Source organism: Sphingobacterium prati, from assembly GCF_013167215.1.
Taxonomy (GTDB): Bacteria; Bacteroidota; Bacteroidia; order Sphingobacteriales; family Sphingobacteriaceae; genus Sphingobacterium; species Sphingobacterium prati.
Window position 1 is genome coordinate 43002 of record NZ_JABJWY010000036.1, and the last position, 6968, is coordinate 49969.

5 protein-coding genes are annotated in these 6968 nt (G+C 30.6%); all 5 read left to right on the forward strand.

Annotated elements, in window-relative coordinates:
- Nucleotides 1-365: heavy metal-binding domain-containing protein (locus HPC41_RS18075; RefSeq protein ID WP_172395426.1), on the forward strand; the 365-nt coding region annotated here is incomplete at its 5' end.
- An 88-nt stretch (nucleotides 366-453) separates the two neighbouring features.
- A complete protein-coding gene (locus HPC41_RS18080) occupies nucleotides 454-2265 on the forward strand; it encodes an AAA family ATPase (RefSeq protein WP_172395427.1) in 1812 nt (603 codons plus the stop codon).
- Entirely contained in the window at nucleotides 2265-3251 is a 987-nt protein-coding gene (locus HPC41_RS18085; protein WP_172395428.1) for an HNH endonuclease, read from the forward strand. The genes HPC41_RS18080 and HPC41_RS18085 overlap by 1 nt, the downstream gene beginning before the upstream one ends.
- A 193-nt stretch (nucleotides 3252-3444) precedes the next feature.
- On the forward strand, nucleotides 3445-5625 hold the full coding sequence (locus HPC41_RS18090) for a hypothetical protein (protein WP_172395429.1): 2181 nt from the start codon (nucleotides 3445-3447) through the stop codon (nucleotides 5623-5625).
- Between the two features lie 1018 nt (nucleotides 5626-6643).
- The gene (locus HPC41_RS18095) at nucleotides 6644-6964 is read left to right on the forward strand and encodes an IS3 family transposase (protein WP_172393111.1); all 321 of its coding nucleotides are present in this window, start codon (nucleotides 6644-6646) and stop codon (nucleotides 6962-6964) included.
- Nucleotides 6965-6968: the final 4 nt, after the last annotated feature.

Here is a 6968-nt window from a genome sequence, read left to right on the forward strand (position 1 = left end):
TTGGCGGTCGCTCTACCAGCTATGAGAAGAAGATGCAGGAGATGTACAAGCGCGTTACCGAAACGCTCAAGCAGCGTGCACAGGCAATTCGTGCTGATGCTATTATAGGGCTTAGTGTAGATATCGACGAAATTTCAGGAAAAGGGAGTCAAATGTTTATGATTACTGCAGTGGGTACACCAGTACATCTTAAAGAGGTTGCGCGTGTTCAGATCGAGAAGCAGGATGGTCTTTTGGACGGTGTATTGATTCAGCAGAAGGTTAGAGCGGATATTATCCTAGAAAATTATAAGTCGGTAGACTCTATCAAAAAAGAAGCAGCTGTCGCTAACTCAAAGTTAGGAGAATTTAAATGGATGCTTTAAGCTAATCCTCGTGTATTCTGAATTATAAAGTCTCAAATACAACTAAGATGGTATGGAGAGAGCAATGTATAGATAGAAAACTAAATTGATGATACAAAAAATTAAACTTATAGCGTCTGATATATCACATGTCTTCGGCTCGGATGATCTAGAAATCGAATTACAACTAGGTAATATTACTAATGATTTTTGGGGAGAAAATATTTCTATGGTTTCTGCGATAGTAGGGAGAAATGGAACTGGAAAATCAAGTATATTGAGATATATAAAAGAGCATTACGGAAATGGTAATAATATTATTTACTATTCACCACATTTGGATTATCGGGATAATTACGATTTTGATACCGATGATAACGATATATCGTTAGATAATATTTTAAGAAGAGATTTGGAATGGATATTTGATGAAGAAAAAGAATCGGACGAGAATGGTTGGAGATTAAATCCTAAAAAAGATTTAAAGTCTTTAAACACAGTCAGACAGATGGACTTTCTAGCGTCAACTATTTGTGAGAGGCATCCAATCTTTTCACAAATCTTCAAAGATTTAAAGTTTGGGGTAGGTGGTATAATATTACGAGGTTTAAGCCAAGGGAAAATCTCTATGAGCACCTTTCATAATACACCAAATCAGTTTAGGAATCCCATCATAGATATCGTACAAAAGTGTAACACAGAGCTTAACAATTGGACAGAAATTCGTCGTGTTGAAAATCGTAAAGTAATTAACCAACATGAAGTAAATGCGTATATTTTTAAACGTAATCTAATTATTTCTTTTATAACTGTAGTAGTCGCATTTATGGAAATGAAAAATGATTACTTAAACGAAGGTGTAATTGAAGACTATGATAGTGAAAATGCAATAGATTCATTGAGAAACTTTGTAGAGAAAGCTAAAGTGTATTACCAGGGACTTTCAACAAATGAAGCTAAAAAAATCTTCAATCCTCAGGTTATGGAGCTTTTTGATTTCATTTATGACTTGGTAGATGAAATTAAAGATGATAAATTAATACGCAATAAATCTTTTAACATCGGTTATGATAGTATTGATAGAATTAGAAAGTTGCAAATGGAAATTATTAACCATTTAGCTGCTAATTACTACTATCAGGAAATTAAAATGAATATCTTTTTAGGAATAGAATCTACTGATAGAATCCTTAGTTCTGGCGAAAATGCATTATTGAATCTCTATTCACTTTTGTATGAATATATTCAGAAAATTGAAGAAGAGAATAGTTTTGCCGAATATATTTTACTGTTAGACGAAGCAGATCTAGGTTTTCATCCACAGTGGAAGAAGAAATTTGTGAATTCGATAGTTAAAAGTCTTCCATCATTTTTTAAATTTTCAAATTCTCAAGCTAAAGTACAGGTCATCTTTACAACTCACGATCCATTGACATTATCAGATATTCCGAAGAATAATGTAATTTTTTTAGATAAAGATAGTAATGGGCTTACCATTATTAGTGCACAAAATAAAGAAACATTTGGTGCCAATATTCATGACTTGTTAGCTGATAGTTTCTTTATGTCTGATGGTTTAATGGGAGAATTTGCAAAGGAGAAGATTGATCGAACTATAAAATGGTTAAGATATAGAATTTTATTAAAAGAGATAGGATCTTTAGATAATAAAATAGATGAACTATCCAAGCAAAAGATGAAAGAGCTGAACGAAATTGAATCTAGTAGTAGGTGGGTTCTTGAATCGTCCAAAGATATGCACAGGGAAATCATCGATCTAATAGATGAGCCTCTCCTTAGGTATAAGATGAATGAAATGTATTATACTATTTTTAGTGAAGAAATTGATAAAGCCGAAGCTAAGAGGAGAATTACGGATATTGCTTTAAATTCAGGCTTAAATATAACTTTCGAACAGTAATGAATTATTTAGGTGAACAAATTGAAGCTTTAAATAGCTATAGTAAGGAAGCTATTTGCTGGTTAGCAATTAAATTAAAGGGTAGATATAATGCAAAAACAAAAAAGACTGGGTATAATTGTGGTGAAAAATCCTGCGTTTATTGTAATTCTAAACAGACTATAAGAAGAGGAATAGACCAATTATTTTGCGATCTATTTTCTGTTGATGAAATAAAAGATATTATTAAAGCTAAACCAACCAGGCTTATGGAAATATGGAATGATAAATCTAGCGCATATTTTGATCTTGGGAAAACTGATGAGGAATTCAAAGAGCAATCCGCGAAGCTGTTTGTAGATTCAGGATATACAGGTTGGTTTTTATGGGAAAGAAAAAATTATTTGCTTGCTAATCTTTTAAATCAACACACTTGTAATTATTGTAATAGAGAATACATATTCGTCTATGAGAAGAAAGGAAAAGGTATGGTCCCACAATTTGATCATTGGTTTCCCAAACAGGATTTCCCATTATTGGCATTGTCGTTTTATAATTTAATTCCTTCATGCGCCACTTGTAATACAATAAAAAGTACTGAAAATCTAAACTTGTCAGATCATTTACATCCTTATATCGATTTTGATATTGCTTCTTCCTATTCTTTTAGCTATTTGGCTTTAAGTGCTACTAGAAGCAAAATTATATTTAAAAATAATTCATTGTTTAATTCAAAGGGTATCGATACAGTGACGTCATTAAATTTAGAATTGATATATCGGGGCCATTCAGACAAAGAGTTGCAAGATTTAATTGATCTTAGATTTAAGTATTCAACTAATTATCTTAATATTCTTTTAGAGAAAATGTTTCCTGAAATAGAAATATCGAAAGAAGACCGATATCGGCTAGTTTTTGGTATTGAAATTGAAAAAGATAATTACCATAAAAGAATTTTTAGCAAGTTTAAAAATGATATTATTAATGAGTTAATATCAATAAAGTAAATATTTTAAAGAAATGGTTGTGACGGATCTACCAATTTGCAACTCTTTAAAAATTCATAATTCTTGTTACTCGACGATATTTAATCTCCTTATATAGCTATTATTAGAAGATGCAGGAAATGTACGAACATATCACGAATATATAAGAAGCTAAACTAGAAAAAATAATTTTTATAAACATTTTTAATTAATTATGGATACTCTTTCTATTGACCTCGAGTATTGCTTTGGTATAGGGAAATTTAAATACGATTTTAAATTTAAAGAGAAGCAATCTAATACTTACCTGATTTATGCGCCTAATGGAACTATGAAAACTTCATTAGCTAAAACATTTGATCTAATTGCGAAGAATGACGCAAAAAATATGCCTTGCGATAAGATTTTCGAAGATCGCTCTTCAAAGTATGAAATACATGCAGATGGCGAATCAATTAATCCGGATCGTATTTTAGTAATTAACGCTGAAAATGATACCTTTGACGCTTCAAATAAATTGAGTTCGTTTATTGCCAGTAAAGATTTAAAAAATCGTTATGAAAGTATATATAAGGATCTCGATTTTCAGAAAGTTGAATTTATCAAAAAATTAAAAGCTACATCTCAAAGTACGGATTGTGAAACTGAATTTATAGGAGCTTTTTCAGAAAGTGACCGAGAATCATTTTTTGATTGCATTTTAAAGGCATATACTAATTTAGGTGATAAATATGATAAATATAGTTTTAAATACAATGATGTATTTGATCGGAAAGAGAGTGTTAAGAAATTCATAGATAAAAATGAACAAATTTTAGATCAATATATGTCAAACTATAAAGATCTAATCTCCAATTCCACATTTTTTAGAGAAACAGACGGTAAAACTTTCGGTACTTATCAAGCTAACGAGCTTCTTAAATCTATTGAAGATAACTCTTTTTTTGAGGCCGGGCACAAGTTCATTTTAGAAGATGGAACTGTGATAGTAGATTCTGAACAGTTAAAAACTTTCGTTGAAGAGGAAATTAAAAAGATTGTAAATGATAAAAAATTAAAGACGGCATTTGACAAAGTTGATAAAGCAATAGGTGCAAATGTTGATTTGAGAGCTTTCAAACGAGTTATTGAAAAAGAAAATCTATTGCTGGTAGAATTGAAAAATTATGAAGTGTTTAAACGGAAAGTATGGAGTAGCTTCTTGTTTCAATTGGAATCAGATACAAAATTCTTAGTAGAGTTCTATATGTCTAAAAAGGCTGATCTCGAACATATTGTAAGCGAAGCAAAAGAAGAATTTAAACTTTGGAAAGAGATTATAAAAACATTTAATGAACGGTTTTATGTTCCTTTCGAAGTAGGCTTAACTAACCAAGAAGATGTAATTTTAAGGCAACAAACAGGAAAGTTAGAATTTTACTACAGAGATATCGATAAAACTTCAATTCGAAAAAATAAACACGATTTATTAAATGTGTTAAGCCGCGGCGAAAGGAGAGCATTTTTCATCTTGCAATTTTTATTCGAAATCGAATCACGAAAAAATAATACTGATAAAAATCTTCTTATTTTTGACGACGTTGCTGATTCATTTGATTATAAGAATAAATATGCTATTATAGAATACATAAATGAATTAAAACTATCGGATCAATTTAGGATACTAATTCTCACTCATAATTTTGATTTTTATAGGACTATTTTATCACGTTTGGGATTGAATCAGCAATCTTTTATGGCTTTTAAAGATGATCAAAGAAATGTTATTTTGAAAGATAGTCTATATAAGGAAGATATCTTAAAACGCTATCTTAAAACCGTAAATGATCCTAAAGTTTTTATTAGCTTAATTTCCTTCGTTAGGAATATTGTTGATTACACTGATTCTAATAAATGTGAAGATTATGACATCTTAACTTCTTGCTTACATTTGAAGGAAAACTCTCCATACATTTTAATTGGACATGTATTTGAGGTCTACAAAAATAGATTTATCAAATTAAATAAAACAGAGCTAGAAATCGATTTATCCATGAGCATTCAAGATTTTATTTTTAAAATTGCTGATGGGATATTGTTAGAGCAAAATTTTGATGAAATCAATCTTGAAAATAAAATTGTATTGGCAATAGCTTCCAGACTTAAAGCGGAGCAATATATGATTGGTAAATTACCTCATCTTGATTTAAGTGGCTTAAAGTATAATCAAACAAGGCAATTGACAAATGAATATCAAAAGAAATATCCCGAAAGTGTTAATCATTATATAATTGGCAGAGTTAATTTAATGACACCAGAAAATATTCATGTCAACTCATTTATGTATGAACCTCTGCTAGATATGTCTGCGCTTCATTTGATTGATACATACAAAAACGCATCGACCTTAAATTAAGTTTTGGATATTTGAAATATAAAAATAAATATCTATTTTTGAACGGTGCAGCCAGTTGTTTTGGTTTTAGAGAGTCAAGTTTTTTTTGATCATCTAAAAACTAAATTCAATGGAAAAATGTACGTCATGTAGTGCCGCTAGGCCTGTTTTTGTAAGAGCTTATACTAGAACGCGCTTCGGCCGTCTAGAGAACGTAAGTCAGCATTGTAGGTCCTATCCGGGTCAACTTACATTATTTTAAAAGCAAGGTTATTCACCTTGCTTTTATCTTATCAATTATTGTGTTTTGCTTTCAATAGACTTACATTTGTTTAAGCGTTTTAAAATATACATTTAATTCGGGCACTTTGTAATTGTTATTAATTTAAAAATTTTACTGAAGCATATAATCTTTAATATTCTTCAATTCATCAATGCTACAAATTTTAGCTAATCTCACTTTTAAAGAATTATCACTAATATACCTGAAATGTGTGTATTTATCGCAAATATATTTTTTTACTAGGGGATAGAGATAATCTTTTCCTGTGGCTATTACTAAGAAATCATTATTGAATAATTCCTTTCTTTTTTTATATTCTTCTACGATATCTATTTTTTCGTCTCTTTTATGGATCAACTTTTTGAGCTCTTCAATTCTATTTGAAACCAAAGTCTTGCAACATATACCGGCTTTTTTACTTAGCAGAGAATGGTAATTATATTTAGAGGTTTTGGTCTCAATTTTAAAATTTACACATATGGAATTATAGATAAATAGATCTGTAAGTATGTTGTTCTCAGATATCCAAACCTCAAACTTTAAATTTTCATTTATTTTCTTTCGATCATCATTCAGATTCTCTTCATATATTATTTCAACAAAAGCATTGATGTCAACTAAAAAGTTTTCTATACAATACCCACATTGATCTGGCGGACAGAAAGGTCATCGGATGGTCTTTGAGAACTGATATGACCGCTAAAAACACTTCTGTATAAGCCATCAGGATGGCTATTAAAAACCGGGGTGTCAAAGATGGCCTTATCTTCCATTCGAATAGAGGGATTCAATATGCCTGCGATGAATTCAGGGGTAATTGTAGAAAACAGGATACTTCAAAGCATGAGCAGAAAAGCGAATTGCTGGGACAATTCAGTTGCTGAGAGCTTTTTCAAGACTTTAAAGGCTGAAATGGTCTATCATAGAAAATTCATGGATCAGCAGTCAGCTAAATTGGAGATCTTCGGATACATTGAAGGATTTTATAACACCAAAAGAACACATTCTGCTCTGGGCTATAAGACACCAAAACAGATGGAAGAGATGCTGCTAAAAAAAGATAGATTGGCAGCATAAAAAA